This is a genomic window from Cognatundibacterium griseum, from assembly GCF_014284195.1.
Taxonomy (GTDB): domain Bacteria; phylum Pseudomonadota; class Gammaproteobacteria; order Burkholderiales; family Burkholderiaceae_D; genus Undibacterium; species Undibacterium griseum.
Window position 1 is genome coordinate 95,100 of record NZ_JACOGC010000006.1, and the last position, 26,430, is coordinate 121,529.

Genomic DNA, 26,430 nt, shown 5'->3' on the forward strand with positions numbered 1-26,430 from the left:
CATGCCCGAACTGACACGCGAAATCAGTCCGGACATAGCGGACTCAGATGCTGTGCTGTGCCACATCACATTATACAAGAATAGTAAAACCACACAGCCCGTAGTATCGTCGGCGCTTCCTATTGAACAGCTAATACCGCGATTACTGAAGCTCAGCATCCAAATTCAAAAAGATACTTACGCTTGGGGATTCCACAGGCTGGCAGAAGGCACGACCCGAGCAAGTCGCAACGTTGAGTGCGTGACGGCCTATGTCGTGGACGTGGACGACGGTACACCGCTTGCTGAGATGCAGGAGCGATTGGCGGGGTTATCCTGCGTATTTATTTCAACCCATAGCCACACACCGGAAAAGCCGAAATACAGGGTTGTGGTGTTTCTGTCTGTGCCCGTGCCTACAGCCGACTGGGCTGCCTTTAGAACTGCCGCAGATGCTAAGTATAGCGGCGGGCATAACGACCGTGCGACAGGAGACCCCGCACGGCTGTACTACGTCCATAGCTGCCCGCCTGAAAGCGTAGCGAATGCCTTCAGCATAGTTAAAAATGGTGCGCTTTTAGACCCCGTGCCGTTGATCGCAGCCGGTAAATCCATGCTTGCAAGCGTTACAAATAGTAGGTCAGCAGCGGGCGCGGTGAAGCCCACCGGCATCAATGGTGATGTGCTCGACGAGAGAGAACCAGACCCAGTGCGGGCGCTGAGTGCCTTGCAAGCGATAGACCCCAGCGGTTACGACCGGCGCACATGGCTGGGCGTGGTGTGGGCAGCGAAAGCAGAGGGTGTGGCGTATAGCGATGTGTTGTCATGGTGCGAATCTCACCAAGGCTATATTGAAGGCTCGCTCGACAATGCATGGAGCAGCGATAAAGGTGCATCCGGTGGGTTTGGTGCAACCGTCAGCGGGGGAACGTTATACGCAAAAGCGTTTGCAAGTGGCTGGAGGGATTTGCCCGTGGCTGACGCTGGTAACGTACCAACAGTGGGGCAATCGCAGCGTACGGGAATTTGTACGGGGTCTGGTAGTGATTCTGTCGCATCGCCTTCTGTGAGCGCAGCGCATTCAGTGCGTGAAACTCTCAACGACGCAGGCAACGCAGCCCGTATATCACGTGCGGCTGACGGCAAATTAATGTACTGCGCTAGTACAAAGGTCTGGTACATCTGGGACGGTGGGCACTGGCAACGCGATACCGACGGGGGTGTAACCCGCTTTGCTATGTCCGTCATGCACGATATACACAAAGAAGCGCGGCGTGCTGGTGCAGTTGATGAAATGAAGCTGCTTTACACCCATGCAGCCCGCAGTCTGAACGAGGCGAATATTAGCGCAGCCATATCACTGTATAAATCTTTCATAGGCGTATCGGTAAGCGCGCCAGCGCTCGATGGTGACCTGATGCTGATAGGCGTAAAAAATGGTGTGATCGACCTAAGCACCGGAAAGCTGCGCGAAGCTAAACGCACAGACCTTGTTACAAAAATTATCGACATTCCATACAACGAAACAGCGACGTGTCCAACGTGGGGCGCTTTCATAGACAGCATATTTTGCGGTGATTGTGACCTTGCGGATTACGTGCAACGAGCAATCGGGTACACGCTGACGGGCATGAATTCGGAGCAGGTGTATTTCTTCCTATACGGAAAAGGTGCAAACGGAAAGTCTGTGCTGCTACGGGTGATGTTCGAGGTGCTGGGGGTCTATGCCAGTCAGGTGCAGCCAGAAGTATTAATGAGTAAGCCCACAGGTGGAGCAACGCCGGAAATCGCAGGATTAGTCGGCTGCCGTGCAGTATTTGCAAACGAGATCAGCGAAGGCTCGCGCCTATCTGAATCCCTTGTGAAATCGGTCACTGGTGGTGATGCCATCACAGCCCGCACTTTATATGGTGCGCCGTTCACATACACACCTCAGTTCAAGCTCTGGATGGCAGGAAATCACAAACCAATCATCCGGGGTGATGATCATGGCATCTGGCGGCGCACCGTCCTGATACCGTTCGAGCACACCTTCACAGGCGATGAACGTGACGAGCATCTTCTGGATAAGTTGCGGGCTGAGTACGAGGGGATACTGCGCTGGATGGTGGAAGGCTGTCTGATCTGGCAAAAGCATGGACTGAACCCGCCAAAAATCATCACGCAGCAGGTGAACGCCTACCGCAGCGATATGGATACCCTTCAGCATTGGATTGATGAAGTGTGCGACGTGACCCCTACAGGACTGATGCGTGCGAATGCTGCATACACAAGTTATCAGAATTGGTGCAGGGAAAACGGACACGGGCTTATTAGTGCCATGCGCTTTGCACAAAAGCTTTCTGATCGAGGGTACAAAAAAGTAAAAGACCGGGCTGGGACGCTGTATATCGGCTTAACTTTTAAGCAATCAAATCTATAAAGTGTGGTGACTGTGGTGACTTGAACCCTTTTTTATAAACTTTCCTCCCGAGAAAGACATAGGAAAAAGTTTGGAAATACCCCCTAAGTCACCACAGTCACCACAAAACCAGTCTTTTATTGCGTTAAAGATATTTTTTATTTCAAACAATACATATAAAAATATTATTTAAGTAACCTTTTGGCAATATTTTTTACGGGGATGAAAAAAATGCTATTTCAAAATCGCACCTCTAACCTCGCGGAACGCCGTATTCTGGCTGACCAAAAAGCAAAGGCCGTACGCATCGCACAGGACGAGAAAGCAAAGCGTGAGGCGGCGGCATGGCGGGAACGGAATACCCCACTACCCGCCCGTCTGAAAAAATGGCTCGATAGTCTGCCAGAGTCGGTCAGGTACGCCGGGCTGACGATGGAAATAGCCCGAGAAAATTTGTCCGGCAAATTCCGTGGGAAGGCTGCTGCGCCACAGATCGGTATCGCACTCCGCCAGATGGGATATGTACGAGTGAGAATCTGGCGCGGAGAATCCATCGGACATATATCCCTCTGGTTTCCCCCTGACGCGCCGGAATCAGTGCCCCGTAGGCCACGTGGTTACGCTAAATCATGGTAGTCGTACACAAACCAACCACACAGCGCCAGCACCACACCTGACACAACCCAATACAGGAGCAAAACCATGTACACAGACCTGCCCTATCAAAATGAACTGTACGACCTCTGCCCCGCAGATGAGTTCGACATTGAACAGGAAATACAAGAAAACCTGCTGCACTTCAATGCCCTCCCGTCGCACACAGCGCAGCCAGATACGGAACACATCAAGCGCAGCATCACCGTCTGCGCCATGCTCGAAGCCTGCGCCATCGCTGCACTACGCATCGAACTGGCGCAGCAGACCCCACCTCAGATACTAAGCCGCACTGAGATAGCCACCCTGCACCGGCTTGCTGCGCTGCGCCTGAAGACCGCCAAAGAAGAAGCAGACCTGCTGGTGACCGTTGACTATGAACGCGGCAGGAATACGGCTGTACGATACCTGCCTGATGGTCGTGTCATCACCTCGCTGCTGGTCAGCACGACCATGCCCAACCCGGCACAGCAGCACCCATTCGTGCAGCAGGACGCAGCAGCGAATGAAAGCCGTTCTATGATCGTCGGATTACACCTTCAGCAGATCATCAATTACAACGCACTCAAAGCGCTGGAGGCCGCAGGCGCACTGGATGGCACCGCAGAGAGTGTCTATCGGGCTGCTGTAGCTGCGGTAACAGCGGACGACAGGATGCAGAGCCTCACCCCGGACGCGCTGCCCGGACTGCTGGCAGAACTGCTTGGCACGACTGCTGACGCACTGACCGCGTAAAGTAAGCAGACACCAGACAATTGACCCGTACAGAAAGGAACTTTATATGTGCTGTGACGCCCCTGCCGCCCCCCAGACCGACCCGCGTCAGATCGACGCCCTGCTGAAGCAGACGGACATTGCCGACAAAATGGCGAACCACACCATTGATTCCGACAAGTGGAATCAGGAACGGTTAAACCGCCTTGACGAGCAGCAGAAGCCCTTATTCGAGCAGTATCTGCGCAACCAGCAGAAGATGGAAACCCGTGCGGACGAGAGCTATCAGTTCTACATGGACAACGGTCGTCCGATGATTAACAAGATGCTGTCCGACGCCAACAACTACGACTCGGAAGACAACCTCAACAAAGTCCGCGCCCAGGCATCTGCCGATGTGGAACAGGCTTTCAGCGATCAGCGTGCCGCTACTGACCGCAACATGACCCGCATGGGTATCAACCCGAACAGCGGACGCTTCGCAGCCGCGCAGGGCGACATGGACGCGAATCAGGCGTTATCCCGCGTCTCGGCGGGCAACAACATGGCGGAAAACCGCCGTATGCAGGGTATCGGCCTGCGTCAGCAGGCATCGAACGTGGTCAACGGAATGCCCGCCACCAGCATGAACCAGTCTGCGTCCGGCATGAACATGGGCAACGCAGCGATTGCTGGCGGTAACAGTTCATTCAGTAACGGCCTGAACATGCAGCAGGCGTTTAGCAACGGCATGGGTGCAGCAGGCGGTATGTACGGCAACGTCTCAGCCGGGTACGGCAATATCTTTAATCAGCGCATGGCCTCTGCCAACTACGACGCACAAAACAGCTTCGGTGCTGGTCTGGGTTCGCTGATGGGGATGGGCTTGCAGGCTTGGGGTATCAGCCGTATGAAGAAGCCGGGGGAGTAAAGTAGCATACATACATGTTGTTACATTTCGATAAACTTTGATATGATGTGTTTTTTACACAGGAGGGTTGATATGAGAAAAGCAAGCGTCGTTTTTATGTTGGCTTTGGTAGCTGGGCTTGCTGGGTGTGCCAGTGTGGAGCTGGTTAGCTCCGGCACCAGAAGCATTATCGTAGGCGGGCCGCTGGATAAGATGGATGAAATGCTTCGCGTCGCTGAGACAGAATGCCAGAAGCAGGGGCTTCATGCAGAGTTCGCTGGTCGTGTCGCCCTCACGTCTTACTCATTTAGCTGCGTCAGATAACTCATCTGTTTATACCCTTACACCTCGTTTGAAAAATCGAGCGGCGATATACTGGGCTACCTAAGCAAGCAGGGTGGCTCAGTTATTTCTGTGTCCGATACCCCCTCCCCCGGCCAAGTCCAATCGGCTAGGTCACACGACCAATAATCCGCCATTGCGCGGCAATCCAGACCCCGAAAATACGTCGCAATTCTGCACGACAAAAAAGACGGAAACCCGCATGGATATTAGCTTTGCGGGTAGTTGTATGGTATAATACACCTGCATTTTTCAATGCAAAAAGCAGCAAGCCCAGAGGTTCGAGTCTCTGGGCTTGCCTATCATTCTCAGCTACTTAGGAACATCAAATGAGTAACCTCAATTCTACCGTATCCACATCCCTCTATCCATCGTCCGTAATGACTGCTGGGCTGATCGACATTGTCACCTCGCTCGATGCGGGGCTGCCCACCCTGAAAATGCTGGAAAACGCCGTTATGTTATCGACCGACAGCATAGTTACATTCTGTATGCTCGATGTGACGCCGGAAAGCCGGACAGAAGCCCTCGATGACCTTACCCATGCAGAAGCCCTCGACGCTGAAATAAAAGCCGCTATCGGAATGGATAGCCCTCGACGCTGAAATAAAAGCCGCTATCGGAATGGATAGCCCTCACACAGACGAAATTCGCTTGCACCGGGAAATGTTTGATCTGCGCGACGGGGGGTATGCGTGGGAAGGCACAAATCTGCACATAAACACTCATGAAGCAATTGCTGAATGGAAACGCATGTGGGGCAAATGGGCGGTTAAGCGCTGATAGCCGGGCAAGCGCAAAGAAAAATACCCCAAGGCCGTTTAGCTGTGGGGTATTTTTGGGGGTAAATCAAATTGATTTTTTAAAAACCCCTAAAAATCAACGACTTACAGATGTATTTGGCGGAGACGGTGAGATTCGAACTCACGATCCAGGTTACCCCAGATGCTTCCTTAGCAGGGAAGTGCCTTCGGCCACTCGGCCACGTCTCCACACTATTAAGGCTGGATTTTGCAACCCAGCCTTAATCGAGACCAAGATCATATCTGCTCAACTGCTTTTGGTCAACTATTGCGGCGGACAAAAGCGGTATTTTTTCAAGCAGTGACCAGCGGCGATCAGGCTGATTCGAGGCCGAATGCTTTGTGCAGAGCGCGTACGGCCAGTTCCATGTATTTTTCGTCGATCAGGACAGAAATCTTGATTTCCGAGGTGGAGATCATCTGGATGTTGATGCCCTCTTCCGACAGGGTGCGAAACATCTGGGATGCGATGCCAACGTGGCTGCGCATGCCGACGCCTACAACGGAAACTTTGGAGACTTTGGAGTCGCCCAGGATGCTGGTGGCGCCGATGTGGGCTTTGACGCTGCCTTCGAGCACTTCCATGGCTTTCTGGTATTCCACGCGCGGTACGGTGAAGGTGAAGTCAGTCTTGCCTTCGACGGACTGATTCTGGATGATCATGTCGACTTCGATATTGGCGTCAGCGACCGGACCGAGAATCTGATAGGCCACGCCTGGCTTGTCCGGCACGCCCAGGACGGTGATTTTTGCTTCATCACGGTTAAACGCGATGCCTGTGATGGTAGCTTGTTCCATATTGGTATCTTCCTCAAACGAAATCAGGGTGCCGGAGTTGGCTTCTTCTTCCAGCGGCATTAACGGGTCGGTCAGGGATGACAGAACGCGGGTTGGCATACGGTAGTTGCCGGCAAATTCGACGGAGCGGATTTGCAGCACTTTGGAGCCGAGCGATGCCATTTCCAGCATTTCTTCAAATGTCACCGTATTCAGGCGGCGGGCATCGGATACCACGCGCGGATCGGTGGTGTAGACGCCGTCAACGTCAGTGTAGATCAGGCATTCCTGCGCTTTCAGCGCTGCGGCAACTGCCACGGCGGAGGTATCGGAACCGCCGCGTCCCAGTGTGGTGATGTCGCCCTTTTCATCCACGCCCTGAAAACCGGTGATGATGACGATTTTACCGGCGTCGAGGTCGGCTTTGACCTTGGCATCATCAATCGATGCAATACGGGCCTTGGTATGGGCGGAGTCAGTTTTGATCGCCACCTGCCAGCCGGCATAGGAAACAGCCTGCTTGCCGATCGCCTGCAATGCCATGGACAGCAAGCCGACCGACACCTGTTCGCCGGTGGAGGCAATCATGTCGAGTTCACGCGGATCGGGCTGCGCCATAATTTCTTTGGCGAGGCCGATAAGACGATTTGTTTCGCCAGACATGGCCGATGGCACCACGACTATCTGGTGACCGGCATCATGCCATTTGGCGACGCGCTTGGCGACATTCTTGATACGCTCGGTCGAGCCCATCGAAGTTCCGCCGTATTTGTGGACGATTAAAGCCATAGATATTAAGAAGCTAAGGGTGAAAAATGAAGTAAATCAACCTCTTACTGTACATGCTGCTCCGCAAAATAACAAGGCGCACATCCCCCGCCGGTCAGAAGAATTCGTGGAAAACGGAAGATTTCAGGCAAATTTTCTACAGTTTCAGAGAAAAAATCATCAAAAAACTGATGAATCTTCTGTTTTCCTGACAGGCCGGTGGTGGTGACTATGTGGTGCCGGATGCCGGCATATTGCCTGATAAGAGGGAGTATGTGCGAATATGCGCCGGTTCCCGGCAAAGAATAAGGGGAGCTACAGATACTCCCCCCTAGTATGTTTGCAGAAATGTCTCCTGAAAACATTTCATGGCTTTATCGCGCAGCAACAAAGCTTCATTACTTTTTCAACTATTGATATAAATAATTAATGTTAAATGTTGCATTTATTCTTGTCAGCCCGGACAAAATTCGCGGGCAAGCGTTCACCGGGATCATTTCGAGCGGTCGGGAAACAGGCGATGCCAGCCCTCGACACCCAGTTGCTCCATCGTCTCGATGTTTTTTTCGAAAATAGCCTCCGCTTCGGGATACGCTTCTACCGCCCGGCTGATGCTATCTTCGCGCAATAAATGCAGCGTCGGAAACGGAGAGCGGTTGGTGTAATTGCTCATGTCGTCCGGACTGGTCTCTGCAAACTGATAGTCGGGATGAAAATTGGCGATCTGCAAAATACCGTCCAGATCCAGTTCTTCCAGCAGGCCATCAGCGACGTCGAGGAAATCATTGAAATCCAGAAAGTCATTCAGGACAAACGGGTGTATCAGCAGCGTGGTGTCGATTTTTTCAGGACTGGCTTCCGCCAGGGTTTCCAGTTCCTGTTGCAGATCGTGCAGCAGCGCCTGCGGCGTTTCGGCGCTGGAAACAACGTAGCGGATCTGCTTTTTGACCTGCACCGCTTTGGCAAACGGGCAGAGATTTAACCCGATCACGGCCTTTTCCAGCCAGTTTTCGGTCTGCGCAATGATTTCCTGCTGGGACAAGGTGTGGGCTTGCGGCATGCTGAGAACTCCTTAAATAAGCCTCAAGAATACCATGCCGCCCGCACGGCAGCCGGCATACATACGGTCAAACGACAAAAAAACAGCCCGCTGAACGGGCTGTTTCGGACGGCTGAAACTGGCGGTCAATGACGGTCAGACCACCCGCGTCAATCAGATCTCTTCATACAAAGGCAGGGTCAGGAATTCTGCAAAATTTTCAGAAGTCGACATCTCTTCAAAAATCTGCGCTGCACGGTCGTAAGTCGCGCCGTTGCCAGCCACTTCCTTCACCTTGACCAATTCTTCAGGAATCATTGCGCGCACCATATCGGCAGTGACTTTGCGGCCATCTTCCAGATTGCCTTTGGAAGAACGGATCCACTGCCAGACTTGCGAGCGGCTGATTTCTGCGGTGGCCGCATCTTCCATCAGGTTATGGATAGGAACGCAGCCATTGCCTGCCAGCCACGCGCCGAGGTAATGGATACCGACGTTGATGTTGTAACGCAGACCGGCTTCTGTAATCGGTGTTTCTGGCTGGAAGTTCAGCAAATCCTTGGCGGAAACTTCCACATCAGGACGCTGCTTGCTGATCTGGTTCGGCGCATCGCCCAGCACTTTCTTGAATTCAGTCATGGCCAGATCAACCAGGCCCGGATGCGCTACCCAGCCGCCATCGTAACCGTCGGTGGCATCGCGCGCCTTGTCGTTGCGAACGCCGCCCATGGCGATTTCATTTTTCTCAGGATCGTTCTTGATCGGGATCAGCGCCGCCATACCGCCAATCGCCGGTGCATTGCGCTTGTGGCAGGTCTTCAGCAGCAGCAAAGCGTAGGAACGCATGAATGGTGCGGTCATGGTGACTTTGGCGCGGTCTGCGAGGCAGAAATTTTTGTCATTCTTAAATTTCTTGATGCAGGAGAAAATGTAATCCCAACGACCGGCATTCAGGCCGGAGCTGTGCTCGCGCAGTTCATACAGGATCTCATCCATTTCAAATGCAGCAACGATGGTTTCAATCAGCACTGTCGCCTTGATCGTGCCTTGCGGGATGCCGATTTCATTTTGTGCCATGACAAAAATGTCGTTCCACAAACGCGCTTCCAGATGCGATTCCATCTTTGGCAGGTAGAAATAAGGGCCGGCGCCGCGAGCCAGCTGCTCTTTGGCGTTGTGGAATAGGAACAGTGCGAAATCAAAAATACCGCCGGAAATACGCTTGCCATCGACCAGCACATGCTTTTCATCCAGATGCCAGCCGCGTGGACGAACGACCAGGGTCGCCACTTTGTCGTTCAGTTTGTAAGACTTGCCGTTCTGTTCCAGGCTGATCGTGCGGCGAACAGCGTCGCGCATGTTGATCTGGCCAGTGATCTGATTATCCCAGTTCGGGGTATTGGAATCTTCAAAGTCGGTCATGTAGCTGTCGGCACCGGAATTGAGCGCATTGATCACCATCTTGCGCTCGACAGGGCCAGTGATTTCGACGCGGCGGCATTCCAGCGCCTGAGGAATCGGGGCAATTTTCCAGTCGCCTTCGCGGATATGGCGGGTTTCCGGCAGGAAGTCTGGCAATTCGCCTGCATCCAGACGGGCTGCGCGCGCAACGCGGGCTGCCAGCAATTCCTGACGGCGCGGCTCAAATGCGCGGCTCAGTTTCGCGACCAGCGCCAGTGCTTCCGGCGTCAGGATTTGTTCAAAACCCGGTTTGATTTCACCCGTAATCTGCATACCTGCAGGTAAGCTCAGTTGTGTCATGCTGCTCTCCTCAATAAATAAAATGGAATACCAGTTTCAATAGCGGTTCTTTTCAACAAAATCGATCACGTCCTGCAGGCTGCGGCCGGTTCCATGCGGCGCGACACCCAGCTCTTCCAGCGGCGCCTGCTGACGGTTAACCCAGAAGGTGGTGTAACCAAACCAGGTCGCACAGCAAACATCCCACGCATTGCTGGAAACGAACAAAATCTGCTTGGCCGGTACGCCGAAGGTATCCGGGCCGAGCTGGTAAGCTTCCGGTGCGGTTTTATATTTGCGGACACTGTCTACCGATAATAGGTGACTGAATAATCCCTGCATACCTGCCGCCTCGACTGCCGACTGCAGCATGTGGCTGGTTCCGTTCGATAAGATGGACAGCTTCAGCCCTTGCGCATGCAGATCGCGTAACACAGCCAGATTTTCCGGAAATGCCTTCAAGCGCGCATATTCCCCCATCAGTGCATTCTGCGCTTCAAGGCTCAGCTCCAGCCCCAGTTTTTTGCAGCTGAAAACCAGCGCATCCTGAGTCACTTCCCAGAAGGGCTTGTACATACTGCACAGAGTACGTAACTGGGTATATTCGATCTGCTTGCTGCGCCACAACTGCGCCAGCGCTTCACCCCGGCCGGGAAATAATTTATCACCCAGCACATTGACCGAATAAACGTCAAACAACGTGCCATACGCATCGAATGCAATTGCCTGAATAGACATCGTGCCAACTCCTTTACCATGCCAGAGTGATGCTCACTCACATGCAGCACAGTATATGCAATAAAAATCAACATAAACATACAGATAAATCACTTTATCTTTTACTTTAAGTTAAAAATAAAGGCACAATGCCAAATGTACACTGTCGCCAATATTCTGATAACAGGACATGCAATATGGATCAGTTCAAACAGATCAGCACCTTTACCGAAGTCGCCACACGGGGCAGCCTGTCAGCAGCAGCGCGTGCTGAAGGCGTGGCTCCCGCCATGATCAGCCGGCGGCTGGACGCACTGGAAGAACGGCTGGGAGTGAAGCTGGTGCAGCGCACGACCCGCAAGATTGCGCTGACCAACGAAGGCGCCTCTTTTTTGGAGGATTGTCAGCGTATCCTGGCTGATCTGGAGGAAGCAGAGTCTTCGGTGTCGGAGCGCAGCGCACATGCCAGCGGCGCGCTGACGATTTCGGCGCCGGCCGGTTTTGGCAGGCAGCACGTGGCTCCGCTGATTCCCTCATTTCTGACGGATCACCAGGATCTGAAGCTGACCCTGAGCCTGAATGACCGTGTGGTCGACCTGATTGGCGAAGGGATTGACGTTGCCATCCGTATTGCCTCGCTGACTGACTCCAACCTGATCGGTGTGAAGCTCGCCGATAACAAGCGCGTGGTCGTGGCCTCACCCGCCTATCTGAAACGTCACGGCACACCGCGCACCATTGATGAGCTCAGTCACCATAATTGCCTCGCCTTCAGTTCCGATGGCAGCCAGCGCGGCTGGACATTCCGGCAGCATGGGAAAAATGTCACTATCAAGGCTGAAGGCAATATGGTCTGTAACGACGGCGAAGTGCTGCACGACTGGGCGCTGGCAGGAAAAGGGCTGGCATGGCGATCGATATGGGAGGTCGGCGCAGAAATTGAATCCGGAAAACTGGTCACGGTACTGGACGAGTACACCGCTCCGGGAAATGACATTTATGCGATTTTTGCGCAGCGCCGGCACTTACCGCTGCGGATACGCGCCTTTGTCGATTTTTTGCGGCAAGCCTACAATAAACCGGATTACTGGAAAAAATCCTGAGCATCATGCTCAGGTGATTGTTCGGGAATGGCGACATTTTCCGCTCAAAAAAAACGGGTGAATCAATCACCCGTTTTTTGATACGAATACGTACTGCACCAAGCATAATCACCGGTAAATCAAAACTCTTCCCAATCGCCTTCTGCTGAAGGTTTGGCCGCTTTCGCCGATGCCTTGCCTGCCGTAATCAGAGGTTTCACCGCCGCCTTTGTCACTGGCTGGCTGGCTTTTGCCACAGGCCGCACTGCCGGGGCAGGACTGGCGGCAACAGACGGACGCTGATAAGCGGAAGCCTCTGTCTGCAATTTGAAAATACCAACCGCCTGATTCAGATTTTCAGCCTGTTCCCGCATGCTGCCAGCCGCTGCTGCCGCTTCTTCCACCAGTGCCGCATTTTGCTGCGTTGCTTCATCCATTTTGGTAATCGCCTGATTCACCTGATTGATGCCATCACTTTGCTCAGCGCTGGCAGCGGTGATTTCTGCCATGATGTCAGCCACGCTCTTGATCGACACCACGATTTCATCCATGGTTTTACCTGCGTTATCCACCAGTTGCGAACCTTCTTCGATCTTGTCGACCGAATTACTGATCAATTCTTTGATTTCTTTTGCTGCATTGGCAGAACGCTGCGCCAGATTCCGCACCTCGCTGGCGACCACCGCAAAACCACGTCCCTGCTCGCCTGCCCTGGCCGCCTCAACGGCCGCATTCAGCGCCAGAATATTGGTCTGAAACGCGATACCATCAATCACGCCGATAATGTCAAAAATTTTCTTCGAGCTGTCTTTGATTGACGACATGGTATGCACCACATCCCCCACCACCTTGCCACCTTTGGTTGCCACTTCCGAAGCAGTCAGTGCCAGCGTATTGGCCTGACGCGCGTTGTCGGCATTCTGCTGCACGGTGGAAGTCAGTTCTTCCATCGAGGACGCTGTTTCCTCCAGGCTGGCTGCCTGTTGTTCGGTACGCGAAGACAGATCCATATTGCCAGTGGCTATTTCCTCAGCAGAGATCGCAATGGAACTGCTTCCCTGCCGCACCATCGTCACGGTCTGCACCAGACTTTGGCGCATGTTCTCCAATCCGGTAACCAGCTCGCCCATTTCATCTTTCGATGCCGGTTTCAATTGCTGCGTCAGATCACCATTGCCGATTGCACCGAACTGACGTAACGCCTGGTGTAAAGGCTGAGAAATTGCACGCAGCAGAAAATAGGCTGAGACAAAAACGGCCACCAGACCACCGCAAACACCGAGCATATCCACCCAGATGAAGGTGGTGAACTCCGCCTCGCTCTTTTTCAATGCTTCAGCGGAAGACTGGAACTGGTACTCGCTGAGTTTGCTGATCTGGTCGGCGTAGGCACTGAACAATTTGGGAGCAACCGTCATATTGATGCGGTCTGCTTCATCTTTGTTGCCGCTTTTAATCGCAGCCGTCATCTGGATGAATGCTTCTTTCACGAATTTTTCCCGGATCACTGCTGTATCTGCAGAAATTTTCTTTTCATTCTCACTCTGCGGCAACGTTAAATAACGCTTCCATTTTTCTTCTGATTTATCGAGGAAACTTTCCGCACGCTTGATCGTTTCAGCGGTATCGGGATACTCAGGATGCGCGATCACTCTGTCGAGAGCGGTCCTTGCACGCAACAGATAGATTTGCGACTGCCCCAGTGCTTCAACGGATGGCATCTCATTGGATGCAATTTCCTGGATCACATTATTACTGTCATGGACCCCATAAACCCCCATCAATCCACCAATGACAAGCATCACCGCCATAAAACCCATGGTGCCAATCAACCGCAATCTGATCGTTAAATTAAACATTGCTTTATCTCCGATGGCTGTACGTATTTATCTCAGCAAGGATACAAAAATTTGATTAAAAAATGTTGATTACCAACAAGAAAATTGTCTTTAAGCCGATGAGCAGTATAGAGATTTTTTGTCTCCAATAATCACATGCATTAAATTTAACAGGTAAAAAATGAACAGGCAAAAAAAAAATCCCCGACAAGTCGGGGATTTTTTAACGGGCTGAAAAAACAGCCAGATCATCTGTAAAAATTACAGAGGCTGGATGTTCGAAGCCTGTTTGCCTTTAGGGCCTGTCGTTACTTCGAAAGAAACGCGTTGGTTTTCTTTCAAAGATTTAAAGCCGGAAGACACGATAGCGGAAAAATGTGCGAACAAATCTTCGCCGCCTTCATCAGGTGTAATGAAACCAAAACCTTTAGAATCATTGAACCATTTAACAATACCAGTTGCCATTACTATTTCCTATTTCAGTTAATGTGGGTGTTTACCCGATAAATCGTTTCAACCAAGTAAGAAATGACAGACTGATACTGCACTACCACTTTGAATCTCAACGACCACCTGATTATACGCACAATTTTTAAGGGAAAGTAAAATAAAAATGCAGTTCACGTCAATTAAGCTTGTTTTTACTTATTTTTTCACTATATCTGGCACGATGCCTGCCGGTTTCAGCTGAAGTACAGGAGGAAAAATGCATTCACGACAAACTGTTTTTCCTTCAATACGCTGATATTTCTGATGTATTGGTCAATTAATTGCGTCCATGCAACATAAAAGCGGCAGCGCCGGTTGCCACTAATTCATTTTGTTCATTCCGCAGCGTCATCAACACGTTGGCTACCCGCTTTCCCAGACGGGTCACTTCTGCATTGGCAGTAAACAACTGTCCTTTTCCCGGCTTCAGATAATCAATCCGCAAATCGATCGTGCTCATAAGACCAAACTCCCTGAGCTGGGAAAACACATCATCCTTCGGCTGCTGTTGCGCCAGCTTGAGCAAAATCGCTACACCAGCCACGCTGTCCAGTACCGAGGCAATCACACCGCCATGCAACATCCCCTGCGCAAAATTACCCAGCAACTCAGGTTTCATCGTCAGTGTCAGCGCCGGAGAATCAGGCGCGAGGCTATGTGCTTTCATACCAAGCAAACGGCAAAAAGGAATCTGTTCTTCAATAATCTGCGCCAGCAGTTTCTGAAACTCCGGATCATCTACTATTCTGTTTTTCATGTATCAACCTGTCGTCTGTGATTCTGTTGGCTTTATTGATTTCTGTCAGCAAGCCTTTGATTGTATAAGGATCGATGCACTGGACTAATCCACCTCAGGAATTTCTATTTTTTATCATCGTGCAATCACAGGTATGCCGCAATACAGAACCTGGTTTAACTTTCAGGCCAGACCATGACTGCTGCAGGCGCGCTGATCACAACATCGCCATCAGCTTCTGCAACGCAAGGCAATATCCAGCCCTCTGTTTTTTCTTCCGCACTGAGCCCGGGCCACTCGATGCAGTAATGTACCTGACCGGCCTGTAAGCGGCATAAACATGTCCTGCAAGTACCGTTGCGGCAGGAATTCGGCAGGCGGAATCCTGCCAGCAAAGCCGCTTCCAGCAAGCTATCATCATCTTGTATTTCGCATTGCCAGTCCTGCGGAAGAATCGTCAGCATTCCCATCTTTTGATTTGCTCCTTCCTGCTGCCATCTGTATCAGCGATCGCAAGAAAAAAGCTGCGGCACAAAAAATGCGCTGCAGCTTTTTACGATACCGAAAACACCTCAATGACGGTGTGCCGGCCAGTGAACTAGGCTCAGACCACGGTCTGCAGGCGCATTGCCACGCCCATGTCGCCAGCCACTTTCAGTTTACCCATCATGAAACCATTCATCGGATTTAACTGACCGGTCAGCAGCGCGCCCAGATTTTCCAGAGAAATCGTGATGGTGCATGCCGCATCCTTATTGTCATTCGAGACGGAATTCGGTGCAGTCAATGCATCCACAAAAACCACGCCATCGCTGCCGCAATCGAATTTCAATGTGGAATTCAATCCGCTGTCATTCCCAACCTTGGTACGAATTGCTTCTGTGCATGCCTGCAAATCCATGTCTGCTCCTTTGAGTGAACTTTGAGTGAAAAATGAACTGCAATGTAGCACGCCTCAGAATCGAGGAACAATACTAGAGCGCTGACTCATTTCAGTACGCAACTCAGCAGCCAGTAATATTGATTTCTGAAAATACGGATATCCCTGACCAACCCTCCGAGCTTTTTACGCAAGGCACTGTCGCTCGGAAAATTTTTGACGATCTCGACGCGGCTGCCATCTTCCTGCGTCCTCAGCTGGTAGGTATTGCCTTCGGCGTCGGTCCGCGCCACTGGCAGGCTGCTGCCTTCAACATCGTTATTATCGATCATTACCAGCAGGCTTCCTGCGCCTGCGGCACGACTGACCCCCTGCAACAGCTCGGTCTGCTGCTCACGCTTCGTATGGGACCAGAGAAACCCGGCAAAACATGCGGAATACTGACCTGATTGCGCTGCCGGCAGGTGATGAATATCCGCGATCGAAAAGCTGACTTTTCCTGGCGGGTATGGCTTTTTTTGCGCCAGATCGAGCATGTTCTGATTGATATCCGTGGCATGAACGCTGGCTGCTTGCGCCGCATATTTTTCGGTCCAGAAGCCGGTTCCGCAGGCCAGTTCAAGCACCTGCTGATTTCTGAGCAGGGCGTTGACCCGTGCGGCGATTTCCTGCAAGTCCTGTTGCCGTTCGGGTAGAGTGTAAATCTGCTCAAGTTTTTCAGCGCGCTGAGCATAATAGTCGCGCATGGTCTGTTCATTCATAACGGAATCTGTTTCTGTGTTCTGTGATCTGCACACGCTTTTGCCGCAGAGTGGCGCGGCTGACTGCGTGCCCTGTTTCGGCTGGTGGCGATTTTTTACAAATCGTAATTATCTTTATTTCCCTGTAACACGTTGTCCACCATTTTTCTTGTCAGGGTTGGATTCAGCAGTTCAATGAAAGTGTAAATATAACTGCGCAGATACGCTCCCTGCTTGATGGCGACACGTGAGACATTCATGCCGAACAAATGCCCGACTGGTATCGCACGCAGACTTTTGTCGCGTTCCGGATCGAATGCCATGCCGGCGATGATACCGATGCCCATCCCCAGTTCGACATAGGTTTTAATCACGTCGGCATCAATCGCTTCGAGCAGAATGTCCGGCTTCAGATCCCGTAATTGAAAAGCATGATCAATCTTGCTGCGTCCGGCGAAGGCGGAATCATACGTCACCAGCGGATAATGCGCGATCTCTTCCAGCGTGACATTTTTCAGCTTCAGTAAAGGATGTTCCGGCGGCACGACCAGTACATGCTCCCACTGGTAGCAAGGCAAGGAGATCAGGCCATCAAAACCGGAGATCGACTCTGTCGCAATCACCAGATCTGCCTGATCACGCATGACCATCTCAGCAATCTGCTTTGGGCTGCCCTGCAGCAGGGAAAGACGGACTTTCGGATATTTCTGCATAAAGGCCTGCACCACCTTCGGCAAGGCATAGCGCGCCTGCGTATGCGTGGTGGCGATCGTAAAGCTGCCACTGTCCTGCGCGGCATATTCTTTACCGATCCGTTTTAAACCGTCAATTTCCTGCATAATCAGCTCGACCGACTTCAGCACCGCCCGCCCCGGCTCCGTCAGCCCGCGGATACGTTTGCCGTGGCGGGTGAAAATATCCACGCCCAGCTCTTCTTCCAGCTCGATAATGGCCTTGGATACACCTGGTTGCGAAGTAAACAACGCCTTTGCAGCCTCAGTCAGATTAAAATTCTGCCTGACTGCTTCGCGTACAAAACGTAATTGATGTAGGTTCATAGAAAGTCACGAATCGTTAGCTTATGCTTTTTATCCTGAATAAAGCATGATTAATATACTTCCGGCAGTATATAGAGACCCAGACAAGAATTCCATGCTCAATCGATTTTTCCTATCCCGCACACTGCTGCTCCAGACTCTGCTGGCGGTGATCCTGCCGTGTTTTTTCCTGACTGACGCCTTTGCGGAGAGCATGACCGTGCAGCACCTGCAGACCCGTCCCCAGAAAATATGTCTGGTTTTATCCGGAGGCGGAGCACGAGGGTTCGCCCATATCGGGGTACTGAAACAGCTGGAGTCCATGCATATCCCGATCGACTGTATTGCCGGCACCAGCATGGGGGCCGTCGTCGGCGGCTTATACGCTGCAGGACTGCCTGCGTCAGAAATCGAAAAGCGCCTGGAAAAACTCAAGCTCAACGATATCGCACTCGATCGCGTAGACCGGCGCATGCTACCGCAATCGATACGCGAAGAAGATGAATCCTATCCACTCGGGGCAACACTGGGTCTGAGCGCCAATGGCGTCAAACTGCCTGCGGGAGTCACCCAGGCCAGCCAGTTTCAGGAGCTGATTCAGAACTGGACTTCGCATCTGCCGCCGGAAATTGACTTTGACCGACTGCCGATTCCTTTCCGCGCTGTCGCAACTGACCTGGAAACCGGCAAGATGGTGGTGTTCAATAAAGGTTCGCTGCACAAAGCGATCAGAGCCAGCATGGCCGCACCCGGCGTCTTTGCGCCGATAGAAATTGACGGCCATCTGTTATCCGATGGCGGCCTGGTCAGAAATTTACCGGTCGATATTGCCCGCGATATGGGGGCTGATGTCATCATCGCTGTCAATATCGGAACTCCGCTGCTGCCCCGAAATCAGTTACAGACGCTGTTCAGTGTCAGTCAGCAAATGGTGAATATCCTGACCGAGCAAAACGTGCAGGCGCAAAAAGGCTTGCTGCGGAAACAGGATATCCTGATTGAGCCACTACTGGGCGATATCGGTTTCATGGATTTTGACCGCGCCAAAGAAGCAACTCAAATCGGAGAAAAATCAACGCAAGGCCTGGCGGATCAACTGGCAGCACTGAGCCTGTCGGAACACCTGCACATGGCGACACAGCAAATGCGTCTGAACCCTCAGCTCCCGCCATTGCGTATCGCGTTTGTTGACATTGATACCGACGGTGCTATCCCGGCACACGATATACGCCGCCAGCTATCGATCAAAATCGGCTCCATGTATGACGCGGAAGAAATCAACCGCAAACTGGCAATCCTGAACAATGCCAGGGAATTTGACAGCATCAGCCACGAACTGGTGCAGCGGGATGATGAATACGGCGTACGCATCAAAGCAACCGGAAGAAACTGGGGGCCGCATTTCCTGCGTTTCGGCCTGAGTCTGTCGAGCGGTTTTGACGGTGCCGGTGGCTACCGCCTGCAGGTCGGCCATCGCCGCCCCTGGCTGACCGAAGGCGGGCTGGAATGGCGGAACGATGTCGAGTTTGGCAACATCATCAAACTGCATACCGAATTGCGCCAGCCCTTATTTGAGCGGGAAGGCACCTATGTCTCCCCCTACCTCGAATTCAATGAAAATAACCTGAATTATTACAAGGACGATATCCGGCTGGCAGAATATACGCTTCGTTCAGAAAAAGCCGGTGTCGATGTCGCCTATAAAATCGGTGAACAGAGTGTACTGGGAGAAGCGCGGGTCGGCTTGCATTTCAATCACTACAGCGTGCGTCCGAAACTGGGCGGGCTGCTGATCAGCAATCCGGACGGCAGCTTATCGAACGGCACGCTTCCCAGCGCCGACTTGCAACAGTTCGGTATTAAAACCGGGCTGGTGATCGATCAGCTGAGCGACCCCAGCTTTCCGCGGGAGGGCTATAAATTCGACAGCAGCCTGTTCCTCGGCCTTGATAAATCACGCAACAGCTATCAGGAATTCAGCGTCAACAGCATCTGGGCAAAAAGCATCGGGAATCACAGCGTGAATCTGAAATTCAGTGGTGCCGGACTGTTCCAGAAAGACACGGAAATCCGTGGGCTGGGCTCTACGCTTGGTGGTTTCCAGAAGCTCTCGGCTTACCAGCCGGATCAGTTCAGCGGCAACTATATGCTGTATGGCAGCGCAACCTATCTGCTGCGGGCGGTGAATTTTGAGATGGCGGGGCAAAGCCTGTTTCTGGGTTCCTCGCTGGAAGCGGGGAATACCTGGAACAGCGGCAAGGATATTTCTGCCACCTCCTTACGCAAAAGCATGAGCCTGTTCGCCGGATTTAACAGCTTCATCGGGCCGATCTATCTGGGCTTTGCATTTGGGCAGCACGGCGCCAGAAATATTTTCTTCCAGCTTGGCAGGCAATAAAAAACCCGCCTGTTGAAGAGGCGGGTTGCAGCAGCTTTTTCTCTTTAGCAAAACGCTGCGGATATATTGTTCGCAGCGCTCATGCATCTTGCTTCAGGATTCTCCGGATTCCACGACGCTCTGATCAATCGCGCCGAAAATGGATTTGCCATTTTTATCGAGCATTTCAATTCTGATGCTGTCGCCGAATTGCATGAAATCTGTGACTGGCGTGCCAGTCGCAATCATTTCAAGCGCGCGTTTTTCCGCAATACAGCTATATCCCTTCCCTGCATCTTTATTCGATACGGTGCCGGAGCCAATAATGGTGCCGGCTCTGGCGCATCTGGTCTTGCACAGGTGGGTAATCAGCTGCGGGAATGAAAATACCATATCCACTCCGGCATTCGGCTGGCCGACCAGATTGCCGTTCCAGACCGAGCGCAATGACAGATGCACTTTACCATCCTGCCAGGCATCGCCTAATTCATCGGGAGTAACCGCCACCGGCGAAAAGCTGGAGGCCGGTTTTGACTGAAAAAAACCAAAGCCTTTCGCCAATTCAGCCGGAATCAGATGGCGCAATGAAACATCGTTGACCAGCATCAGAAGCCGGATGTATTCCCCGGCATGATTCACCCTGACGCCCATGGGAACATCGCCGGTAATGACCGCGACTTCACTCTCAAAATCAATCCCCCATTCCGCCGATGCCAGCACGATGTCGTCGCAAGGGCCGATAAAATCATCGCTCCCTCCCTGATACATCAGAGGATCATGCCAGAAGCTGTCCGGCATCTCGGCATTCCTGGCTTTACGCACCAGCTCAACATGATTCACATACGACGAACCGTCTGCCCACTGAAAAGCACGCGGCAGCGGCGCCATGCAACGGGCCGGATCAAATTCAAAGCTGTTGGCAGCCTTTCCTGCATTGAGCTGGACAGATAAAGCCTCAAGCTGCGGAGCGATGAAGCCCCAGTCATCCAGCGCCCGCTGCAAGGTCGGTGCAATACCGTCAGCGATGCAGGCTGTCTTTAAATCCCTGGCAACCACGATCAGCTGACCATCACGGGAACCATCTTTCAGGGTGGCGAGTTTCATAAAAATCCTGTAACCAAGCAATGGCAAAGGATTTTACATGAAGTCCAGACATCACAAACCGGACTGATCCAGGTATCGTATCCGGTGACAGACACTTCGCCGTTTGATCGGTTTCCCGGGATATGCCGGCTTTATATCAACTGAATAGTGAAGCTGATTCATGAGGATGGTTCATGAGGCTGTTTAGCGAAACTATTTTCTGAATCCTGCTACAGAACTGATTTTTTCTGCACTCTCTGCACAGATTCTGAGAACAGGTACCGTAAAATACCGCCGTTTCCCTTGTTCACAGCCTGCCATGAAAAAAAGATGCTATTACCTGTCACTGAGTTTATTCTTTGTCGCCCTGTCCGGCAGCCATCAGCTCAGTGCTGCACCGCTGGATAGTCAGACAACACTCAATGCTGCGCCACAGCCACTCAACAGCAACGCTTCCCAAACCGGAGCAAAAAAACTGGCGGCACTGGCCGAGCGGTATTACGAACAGCAGGCACGTTTTGAACCCGTCGCTGCGACTTACAACGGCGACAACCGTTATGATGACCAGTTACCGCAAACTCTGGATATGAAGGTCAAGGCAAAACAGATTGCCATGTGGCGCCAGCTCGCCGGTGAATTACGCCGGATCAGCCGCACGCAACTGTCGGCCGCAGATCAGGTCACTTATGATTGCCTGCAATACGAACTGGATGCTGCAATCAAAATGTCGGCCTTTGATGACCGCCTGATGCCAGTCAACCAGATGGACAGCATTCCTCTGACCATGGCGCATTTTGCCAGCGGTCAGAGCGCACAATTGCTGAAAACCGCCCCCCAGTACGACGCCTACCTGAACCGTCTGAAGCAATTGCCGGCATGGTTGCAACAGGCAACGGCCAATATGCGTGAAGGTATGCGCCGCCAGATCGTTCTGCCCAGGGCGCTGGTGCTTTCCATGTTGCCGCAATATACGCAACTGATCGGCGACAAGGTGGAAAACCATCCTTACTATCTGCCGGTCAGCCATTTTCCGGCAGGCTTCAGTGAGGCTGACAAGCTGCGCCTGAGCAAAGATTACCGCAGCGTCATCCAGGATCAGGTTTTACCAGCACTGCAACAATTTACCCAGTTCCTGAATCAGGAATATCTGCCAGCCAGCCGCACGAGCACCGGCTGGAGCGCCCTGCCCGACGGAGAACGCTGGTATCGCGCCTGGGTCGAGGATCAGACCACCACCCGTTTGAGCCCGGAACAAATTCATGCCATCGGCTTGCGAGAAGTGGCGCGGATTCAGAACGAATACGTGCGGCTCGGACCGCAGCTGGGTTATCAGGGTGATCCCAAAGCCTTGCCAGCCTGGATGGAAGCGCAGACAACTTACCGGCCATTCAAGTCGGAAAAAGAAGTGCTGGACGCCTATCGCGCAATTGATGCTGCTGTGCGGGAAAAACTACCATTATTTTTTGGAAAGACACCCAGGGCGGCGCTGGATATCCGCGCCGAGCCGGAAATCAGCCGGAAAACCGCCTCTGACCATTACTCTGCGCCAGCCATTGACGGCTCCCGTCCCGGGGTATTCTGGGCGGTCATCAATAACCCGGCAGACTATGCAACGACCGGAATGAAAACACTGTTCCTGCATGAGGGGCAGCCTGGCCACCATTTTCATCTGGCAACGCTGCAGGAGCTGGATGTTCCCCGGTTCCGCAAAGTCGGCGGCAATAATGCCTATACCGAAGGCTGGGCCTTATATGCAGAAACCCTGGGGCGCGACATGGGGCTGTTTGAAAACGATCCGGCCGCCTACTATGGACACCTGAGCGATGAAATGCTCCGTGCAACCCGGCTGGTCGTGGACACCGGCATGCATGCCAAAGGCTGGACCCGCGAACAGGGCATCCGGTATCTGCAGGAAACCCTGGGTTACAGCGAAGCTGTCTCCCTCCAGTGCATAGAGCGATATATGGCATGGCCGGGGCAGGCACTCGGTTACAAGATCGGCGCATTAAAAATCATGGAATTACGGCAAAAAGCACAGGCCAGCCTTGGCGCACGCTTTGATTTACGTCAGTTTCACGATGCAATCCTGAGTGACGGCACCCTGCCGCTTTCACTGCTGGAAACGAAGATGCTGAAATGGATCGCCACCCGGCAGAACAACAAATAGACATTTGTTTGCTTTTTTCAGATTGCTTGATTGACCTTCGCAGGTAAGTCGAGCAAAATGAAGTACGGAAACTGATTGCCGGAAAATCATACTGTGGTTTGAAGGCAATCAGCGCAATTGTGATAACCTGAGCAACTATTTCTGCCATTGTTCCCTCAGACAGAAAAGCACAGGTGCAGTCAGCAAACATCTGCGATGTTTAACTCCAATACACAGACCTCTGCGATGAACAGATCGAAAGCGCTCAAATGCATCGTTGAACAAGCGAACAACGACGACCTGGTATTCCCGACCAATGTCGCTGCCTCGTTGAAAATTCAGCAAGTTCTGGATGATCCCGATTGTTCAGCAGATACCGTCACCAAACTGATCCTGAATGAACCGCTGCTGGCCGCGCGCGTCGTGGCGATTGCCAATTCGGCAGCATACAGCCGTGGAACCGACATCACCAATGTCAAAGCCGCGGTTAACCGGCTCGGTTTCCGCACATTACGTGCTGTGGTGGTTTCCATCGTAGTGCGCCAGCTTGCCGGAACCAGTAAAAATAAAGACATTCAGCGCATGGCCAACGAACTCTGGGAACATACGGCGCAGGTTGCCGCATTGTCGCAAGTCATTGCCCGTCGCATCACACGCCTTGATCCGGACACGGCCATGTTTGCCGGTATCGTGCATGAAGTCGGCAACTTCTATCTGCTGTCGCGCGCTGAAGAATTCCCCTCGCTGCTGGAGCCGGAAGCGCCGCCAGCTGTGACCAGCGAGCTGCCCGAATTTGAAGACACCGTCGTCGATCTGGATACTACCGAGGCCATCATTGGCAGAGCGGTCATCAAAAACCTGCACCTGCCGGCAGCCGTAGTGGAAGCGGTGGAAGCCATGTGGTTCGGGTTGCGCGCCATGCCGCCAGAGACGCTGGGCGACACGATCCTGCTGGCCAATGAGCTTGCGCACCGGCATTCCCCATTCGATTTCACCTCCGAAATTGATGCAGAACTATATGCTTCAGAAATTGATTTTGTTGTCGGCGATGGCACGCTCAACAGCATCCTGGAGGAATCCGAGGAAGAAGTCGCCTCGCTGACATCGGCGCTGCTGGTCTGAAATATTGCGGCAACTCATGCTGCCGGCTTCATCCTTGCTGTGATTTGCTTCAGGTACAAAAAAGCGCGAACAATTCGCGCTTTTTTATTTCCCGTATCTTTGAACTCAGGCCGAGACGGCCGCCTTGATCTGAGTCAGGGATGACGGATCTTCTATCGTCGTCAGATCACCGGCATCCCGTCCTTCACAAATAGCCTGAATCGAACGCCGCAATAATTTTCCGGAGCGGGTTTTCGGCAACATGGTCACAAAATGCACACGAGATGGCCGCGCCACCGCACCCAGCTGCCGGTCCACCACGGCCATGACTTCGCCTTCCAGCGCCAGTTTTTGCTCTGGCGTTGCGGCCAGTTCAGGATGTTTCAGAATCGCAAACGCGACGGCAACCTGCCCTTTGAGCTTATCTTCCACGCCAACCACCGCGACCTCGGAAACCTGCGCATGGCTGGAAATGCTCTCTTCAATTTCACGGGTGCCAAGACGATGCCCTGCCACATTGATCACGTCATCGGTACGACCAAGAATAAAATAATACCCATCAGCATCCCGGATGCCCCAGTCAAAGGTCGAATACAGCTGCTCCTGCGCAAAATTGCTCCAGTAAGTATTCACAAAGCGCTGGTCGTCGCCGTACACGGTCTGCATGCAGCCCGGTGGCAGAGGACCGCGGATCGCCACGACACCTTTCTCTCCGGCACCGCATTCCGCACCGGTGCTTTCATTGATGATGCATACGTTATAGCCATACATCGCCACACCGGGGCTGCCGAGCCGGGTGTCTTTATGCTCGACCCCGCGGGCCACCGACAGAATCGGCCAGCCGGTTTCTGTCTGCCAGTAATTATCAATGATCGGCACTCCCAGTTCTCCGGCGATCCAGTCGGAAGTGGTTTCGTCCAGCGGTTCGCCTGCCAGGTACAGGGCTTTCAAAGAAGACAGATCGTATTTTTTCATCAGCTCAGGCGGATGTTTTTTCAGCACCCGGATGGCCGTCGGTGCAGAAAACATGCGGGTGACTTTGTATTTTTCGACGATGCTCCACCAGATACCGGCGTCCGGACGGATCGGTGTGCCTTCGTACATGATGGTCGCCATGCCGGCAATCAGCGGGCCGTAAACGATGTAAGAGTGACCGACCACCCAGCCGATATCGGAAGTCGCGAAATAGGTTTCCCCCGGATTGCCGCAATAAATATGCTTCATCGACGCCGCCAGCGCGACTGCGTAACCGCCGACGTCACGCTGCACGCCCTTCGGTTTGCCGGTGGTGCCCGAGGTGTACAGCACGTAGGACATCGCGTTCGATTCCAGCCAGGTGACCGGCACCTGCGCATCCATGTGCTGTGCCCGTAACGTGGTGTAATCCACATCCCGGCCACTGACCAGATTCATGGTATCAAGCCTGCGATTAACCAGCAGCACATGCTGTGGCGGGTGATCTGCAGCGGCGATCGCATCATCCAGCAAAGGCTTGTAAGGAACCGCCTTACCGCCGCGCATACCAGCGTCGGCAGAGACGATCAGCACGGGCTGTGCATCATCGATGCGCGTTGCCAGACTCTTGGACGCAAAGCCGCCAAACACCACGGAGTGCACTGCACCGATGCGGGCGCAGGCCAGCATCGCAAATGCCGCCTCGGCAATCATCGGCATGTAAATCAGTACTCGGTCACCCTGCTTCACACCAAGGCTTTGCATGATAGCTGCCATGCGCTGCACTTCAGCATGGAGTTCAGCGAATGAATACGTTTTTTCGGTATTGGTTTCTGTCGAAATGGCGATCAGTGCGGGCTGATCCGGCTGGGTACGCAGCCAGCGGTCTACCGCGTTGTGGCACAGATTGGTCTCGCCGCCGACGAACCAGCGCGCAAATGGCGGGCGGCTGGTATCGAGCACCTGCTGATACGGCCGGTGCCAGTCGATCAGCTGTGCTTCGCGGTCCCAGAATTTTTCCGGCTGCCGGATTGATTCCTGATAAAAATCTGCGTATGTCATAGTCCCTCCTGATTGGAATTTCATGAGCATTGCCGCGGGCCAGCCGGGCAGTGTCGCGTAAGTTTTATGTAAGCCACCAACA

The 26,430-nt window shown here is 52.8% G+C and carries 22 protein-coding genes and 1 tRNA gene; 9 read left to right on the forward strand and 14 right to left on the reverse strand.

Features of this window, described 5'->3' with window-relative positions:
- Window position 1: 1 nt before the first annotated feature.
- From H8K27_RS14385 to H8K27_RS14405, 5 genes are all read left to right on the forward strand, one after another.
- Window positions 2–2,401, forward strand: coding sequence for a phage/plasmid primase, P4 family (locus H8K27_RS14385; RefSeq protein ID WP_186863876.1), 2,400 nt, complete (start codon window positions 2–4; stop codon window positions 2,399–2,401).
- 210 nt (window positions 2,402–2,611) lie between these two features.
- The gene (locus tag H8K27_RS14390; RefSeq protein ID WP_186863877.1) at window positions 2,612–3,016 is read left to right on the forward strand and encodes a hypothetical protein; all 405 of its coding nucleotides are present in this window, start codon (window positions 2,612–2,614) and stop codon (window positions 3,014–3,016) included.
- Window positions 3,017–3,082: 66 nt separating this feature from the next.
- Window positions 3,083–3,769: a hypothetical protein gene (locus tag H8K27_RS14395; protein ID WP_186863878.1), complete on the forward strand. Its 687-nt coding sequence runs from the start codon at window positions 3,083–3,085 to the stop codon at window positions 3,767–3,769.
- Window positions 3,770–3,815: 46 nt separating this feature from the next.
- Complete coding sequence (locus H8K27_RS14400) at window positions 3,816–4,658, forward strand: hypothetical protein (RefSeq protein ID WP_186863879.1); 843 nt, start codon at window positions 3,816–3,818, stop codon at window positions 4,656–4,658.
- A gap of 650 nt (window positions 4,659–5,308) precedes the next feature.
- Window positions 5,309–5,584 (forward strand): hypothetical protein, encoded by a 276-nt coding sequence (locus H8K27_RS14405; RefSeq protein WP_186863880.1) that lies wholly within the window; start codon window positions 5,309–5,311, stop codon window positions 5,582–5,584.
- Between the two features lie 295 nt (window positions 5,585–5,879).
- Here the strand turns inward: H8K27_RS14405 and H8K27_RS14410 are convergent.
- From H8K27_RS14410 to H8K27_RS14430, 5 genes are all read right to left on the reverse strand, one after another.
- Window positions 5,880–5,971 (reverse strand) — tRNA-Ser (locus H8K27_RS14410).
- Window positions 5,972–6,097: 126 nt separating this feature from the next.
- A complete protein-coding gene (locus tag H8K27_RS14415; RefSeq protein WP_186863881.1) occupies window positions 6,098–7,348 on the reverse strand; it encodes an aspartate kinase in 1,251 nt (416 codons plus the stop codon).
- 472 nt (window positions 7,349–7,820) lie between these two features.
- Entirely contained in the window at window positions 7,821–8,387 is a 567-nt protein-coding gene (locus tag H8K27_RS14420) for a DUF1415 domain-containing protein (protein ID WP_186863882.1), read from the reverse strand.
- A gap of 153 nt (window positions 8,388–8,540) precedes the next feature.
- A complete protein-coding gene (gene aceB, locus H8K27_RS14425; RefSeq protein ID WP_186863883.1) occupies window positions 8,541–10,127 on the reverse strand; it encodes a malate synthase A in 1,587 nt (528 codons plus the stop codon).
- 36 nt (window positions 10,128–10,163) lie between these two features.
- Window positions 10,164–10,844: a haloacid dehalogenase type II gene (locus H8K27_RS14430; protein WP_186863884.1), complete on the reverse strand. Its 681-nt coding sequence runs from the start codon at window positions 10,842–10,844 to the stop codon at window positions 10,164–10,166.
- A gap of 176 nt (window positions 10,845–11,020) precedes the next feature.
- Here H8K27_RS14430 and H8K27_RS14435 point away from each other — a divergent pair, with 176 nt between their 5' ends.
- Window positions 11,021–11,926: a LysR family transcriptional regulator gene (locus H8K27_RS14435; RefSeq protein ID WP_186863885.1), complete on the forward strand. Its 906-nt coding sequence runs from the start codon at window positions 11,021–11,023 to the stop codon at window positions 11,924–11,926.
- Window positions 11,927–12,045: 119 nt separating this feature from the next.
- Here H8K27_RS14435 and H8K27_RS16685 read toward each other — a convergent pair whose 3' ends face one another.
- The 7 genes from H8K27_RS16685 to H8K27_RS14470 form a co-directional block, all read right to left on the reverse strand.
- A complete protein-coding gene (locus tag H8K27_RS16685; RefSeq protein WP_186863886.1) occupies window positions 12,046–13,764 on the reverse strand; it encodes a methyl-accepting chemotaxis protein in 1,719 nt (572 codons plus the stop codon).
- A gap of 240 nt (window positions 13,765–14,004) precedes the next feature.
- Entirely contained in the window at window positions 14,005–14,208 is a 204-nt protein-coding gene (locus H8K27_RS14445) for a cold-shock protein (protein ID WP_162021796.1), read from the reverse strand.
- Between the two features lie 301 nt (window positions 14,209–14,509).
- Window positions 14,510–14,989: a thioesterase family protein gene (locus tag H8K27_RS14450; protein ID WP_186863887.1), complete on the reverse strand. Its 480-nt coding sequence runs from the start codon at window positions 14,987–14,989 to the stop codon at window positions 14,510–14,512.
- Between the two features lie 155 nt (window positions 14,990–15,144).
- On the reverse strand, window positions 15,145–15,432 hold the full coding sequence (locus H8K27_RS14455; RefSeq protein ID WP_230419363.1) for a 2Fe-2S iron-sulfur cluster-binding protein: 288 nt from the start codon (window positions 15,430–15,432) through the stop codon (window positions 15,145–15,147).
- Between the two features lie 140 nt (window positions 15,433–15,572).
- On the reverse strand, window positions 15,573–15,869 hold the full coding sequence (locus H8K27_RS14460; protein WP_186863889.1) for an SCP2 sterol-binding domain-containing protein: 297 nt from the start codon (window positions 15,867–15,869) through the stop codon (window positions 15,573–15,575).
- A gap of 86 nt (window positions 15,870–15,955) precedes the next feature.
- Window positions 15,956–16,609, reverse strand: coding sequence for a class I SAM-dependent methyltransferase (locus H8K27_RS14465; RefSeq protein ID WP_186863890.1), 654 nt, complete (start codon window positions 16,607–16,609; stop codon window positions 15,956–15,958).
- A 95-nt stretch (window positions 16,610–16,704) separates the two neighbouring features.
- The gene (locus tag H8K27_RS14470) at window positions 16,705–17,646 is read right to left on the reverse strand and encodes a CysB family HTH-type transcriptional regulator (protein ID WP_186863891.1); all 942 of its coding nucleotides are present in this window, start codon (window positions 17,644–17,646) and stop codon (window positions 16,705–16,707) included.
- A 94-nt stretch (window positions 17,647–17,740) separates the two neighbouring features.
- On the opposite strand from H8K27_RS14470, the gene H8K27_RS14475 reads away from it, so the two are divergent.
- Window positions 17,741–20,023 carry a patatin-like phospholipase family protein gene (locus H8K27_RS14475; protein ID WP_186863892.1) on the forward strand — a complete coding sequence of 761 codons (2,283 nt, stop codon included), beginning with the start codon at window positions 17,741–17,743 and terminating at the stop codon, window positions 20,021–20,023.
- Window positions 20,024–20,116: 93 nt separating this feature from the next.
- Here H8K27_RS14475 and H8K27_RS14480 read toward each other — a convergent pair whose 3' ends face one another.
- On the reverse strand, window positions 20,117–21,106 hold the full coding sequence (locus tag H8K27_RS14480; RefSeq protein ID WP_186863893.1) for a fumarylacetoacetate hydrolase family protein: 990 nt from the start codon (window positions 21,104–21,106) through the stop codon (window positions 20,117–20,119).
- Window positions 21,107–21,404: 298 nt separating this feature from the next.
- On the opposite strand from H8K27_RS14480, the gene H8K27_RS14485 reads away from it, so the two are divergent.
- Both H8K27_RS14485 and H8K27_RS14490 read left to right on the forward strand, forming a co-directional pair.
- Window positions 21,405–23,252 carry a DUF885 domain-containing protein gene (locus H8K27_RS14485; RefSeq protein ID WP_186863894.1) on the forward strand — a complete coding sequence of 616 codons (1,848 nt, stop codon included), beginning with the start codon at window positions 21,405–21,407 and terminating at the stop codon, window positions 23,250–23,252.
- Window positions 23,253–23,477: 225 nt separating this feature from the next.
- Window positions 23,478–24,353 carry an HDOD domain-containing protein gene (locus H8K27_RS14490; RefSeq protein ID WP_186863895.1) on the forward strand — a complete coding sequence of 292 codons (876 nt, stop codon included), beginning with the start codon at window positions 23,478–23,480 and terminating at the stop codon, window positions 24,351–24,353.
- A 105-nt stretch (window positions 24,354–24,458) separates the two neighbouring features.
- Here H8K27_RS14490 and H8K27_RS14495 read toward each other — a convergent pair whose 3' ends face one another.
- A complete protein-coding gene (locus H8K27_RS14495; RefSeq protein ID WP_186863896.1) occupies window positions 24,459–26,348 on the reverse strand; it encodes a propionate--CoA ligase in 1,890 nt (629 codons plus the stop codon).
- Window positions 26,349–26,430: the final 82 nt, after the last annotated feature.

Excerpts from the sequence above, each read along its gene's own strand:
- H8K27_RS14385 (WP_186863876.1), top strand. The coding sequence starts at position 2 with ATGCCCGAACTGACACGCGAAATCAGTCCGGACATAGCGGACTCAGAT.
- H8K27_RS14390 (WP_186863877.1), top strand. The coding sequence starts at position 2,612 with ATGCTATTTCAAAATCGCACCTCTAACCTCGCGGAACGCCGTATTCTG.
- H8K27_RS14395 (WP_186863878.1), top strand. The coding sequence starts at position 3,083 with ATGTACACAGACCTGCCCTATCAAAATGAACTGTACGACCTCTGCCCC.
- H8K27_RS14400 (WP_186863879.1), top strand. The coding sequence starts at position 3,816 with ATGTGCTGTGACGCCCCTGCCGCCCCCCAGACCGACCCGCGTCAGATC.
- H8K27_RS14405 (WP_186863880.1), top strand. The coding sequence starts at position 5,309 with ATGAGTAACCTCAATTCTACCGTATCCACATCCCTCTATCCATCGTCC.
- H8K27_RS14415 (WP_186863881.1), bottom strand. The coding sequence starts at position 7,348 with ATGGCTTTAATCGTCCACAAATACGGCGGAACTTCGATGGGCTCGACC.
- H8K27_RS14420 (WP_186863882.1), bottom strand. The coding sequence starts at position 8,387 with ATGCCGCAAGCCCACACCTTGTCCCAGCAGGAAATCATTGCGCAGACC.
- aceB (WP_186863883.1), bottom strand. The coding sequence starts at position 10,127 with ATGACACAACTGAGCTTACCTGCAGGTATGCAGATTACGGGTGAAATC.
- H8K27_RS14430 (WP_186863884.1), bottom strand. The coding sequence starts at position 10,844 with ATGTCTATTCAGGCAATTGCATTCGATGCGTATGGCACGTTGTTTGAC.
- H8K27_RS14435 (WP_186863885.1), top strand. The coding sequence starts at position 11,021 with ATGGATCAGTTCAAACAGATCAGCACCTTTACCGAAGTCGCCACACGG.
- H8K27_RS16685 (WP_186863886.1), bottom strand. The coding sequence starts at position 13,764 with ATGTTTAATTTAACGATCAGATTGCGGTTGATTGGCACCATGGGTTTT.
- H8K27_RS14445 (WP_162021796.1), bottom strand. The coding sequence starts at position 14,208 with ATGGCAACTGGTATTGTTAAATGGTTCAATGATTCTAAAGGTTTTGGT.
- H8K27_RS14450 (WP_186863887.1), bottom strand. The coding sequence starts at position 14,989 with ATGAAAAACAGAATAGTAGATGATCCGGAGTTTCAGAAACTGCTGGCG.
- H8K27_RS14455 (WP_230419363.1), bottom strand. The coding sequence starts at position 15,432 with ATGCTGACGATTCTTCCGCAGGACTGGCAATGCGAAATACAAGATGAT.
- H8K27_RS14460 (WP_186863889.1), bottom strand. The coding sequence starts at position 15,869 with ATGGATTTGCAGGCATGCACAGAAGCAATTCGTACCAAGGTTGGGAAT.
- H8K27_RS14465 (WP_186863890.1), bottom strand. The coding sequence starts at position 16,609 with ATGAATGAACAGACCATGCGCGACTATTATGCTCAGCGCGCTGAAAAA.
- H8K27_RS14470 (WP_186863891.1), bottom strand. The coding sequence starts at position 17,646 with ATGAACCTACATCAATTACGTTTTGTACGCGAAGCAGTCAGGCAGAAT.
- H8K27_RS14475 (WP_186863892.1), top strand. The coding sequence starts at position 17,741 with ATGCTCAATCGATTTTTCCTATCCCGCACACTGCTGCTCCAGACTCTG.
- H8K27_RS14480 (WP_186863893.1), bottom strand. The coding sequence starts at position 21,106 with ATGAAACTCGCCACCCTGAAAGATGGTTCCCGTGATGGTCAGCTGATC.
- H8K27_RS14485 (WP_186863894.1), top strand. The coding sequence starts at position 21,405 with ATGAAAAAAAGATGCTATTACCTGTCACTGAGTTTATTCTTTGTCGCC.
- H8K27_RS14490 (WP_186863895.1), top strand. The coding sequence starts at position 23,478 with ATGAACAGATCGAAAGCGCTCAAATGCATCGTTGAACAAGCGAACAAC.
- H8K27_RS14495 (WP_186863896.1), bottom strand. The coding sequence starts at position 26,348 with ATGACATACGCAGATTTTTATCAGGAATCAATCCGGCAGCCGGAAAAA.